The following is a 610-nucleotide window of genomic DNA, read 5'->3' as shown; positions in this document are numbered from 1 at the left end:
GGGCAGCGCGTGCATGTCGTGTGGGAAGAGTACGGCATCGATGCCATTTATTTCCTGATGGCGCGCCGCTTCACGGGTGGCCGTCCTGGCGGCACCCACACGACGCTGACACTGAAGGAAGACGGCGTCTGGATTCTCGACGCGCATCCGCATTCGGGGCGCAAGCATCGACGCAAGAAGAAAGGTGACGGCCCGCTTTCGTTGGTCGTGACGGACGCAAACGGCAACACGACGGTGACAAAATGATGCGAGAAGTTGAAAGGCGAGTGTCGCGCATGCTGGCCGGCGTGCGCCAGGCGTTTCGCGGCGTGATCAGCGGCGTGAACACCGATGGTCCTGTTGGCATGGTGCGCGGCGAAGGGCTGGCCGGCGAGAACGGTGTCGACGAAGAGCTGTTCCAGCACTACGGATACACCAGTGCTCCACCGGCCGGCACGATGAAGATCGTATTGCCGATCGGCGGTAAGACGAGTCACGGTATCGTCATAGCGACCGAGCACGCGCAGTATCGCTTGAAGGCGTTGAAGCCCGGTGAGGTAGCGATCTACACCGACGAAGGCGATTCGATCGTTTTCTCGCGCGGCCGCGTCATCGACATCAAGACGAAGAC

At 61.3% G+C, this 610-nt stretch carries 1 protein-coding gene and 1 pseudogene; both read left to right on the top strand.

Going from position 1 to position 610, the window contains the following annotated elements; translation table 11 throughout:
- Positions 1–246: pseudogene (locus WS46_RS35970) on the top strand (phage tail protein); the annotation flags it as partial.
- Between the two features lie 29 nt (positions 247–275).
- Positions 276–610: phage baseplate assembly protein V (locus WS46_RS08865; protein WP_257129938.1), on the top strand; the 335-nt coding region annotated here is incomplete at its 3' end.

The sequence above is a fragment of the Burkholderia sp. RF4-BP95 genome (assembly GCF_001521985.1).
GTDB classification, from domain to species: domain Bacteria; phylum Pseudomonadota; class Gammaproteobacteria; order Burkholderiales; family Burkholderiaceae; genus Burkholderia; species Burkholderia diffusa.
This window is presented reverse-complemented; position numbering and strand designations above follow the sequence as displayed.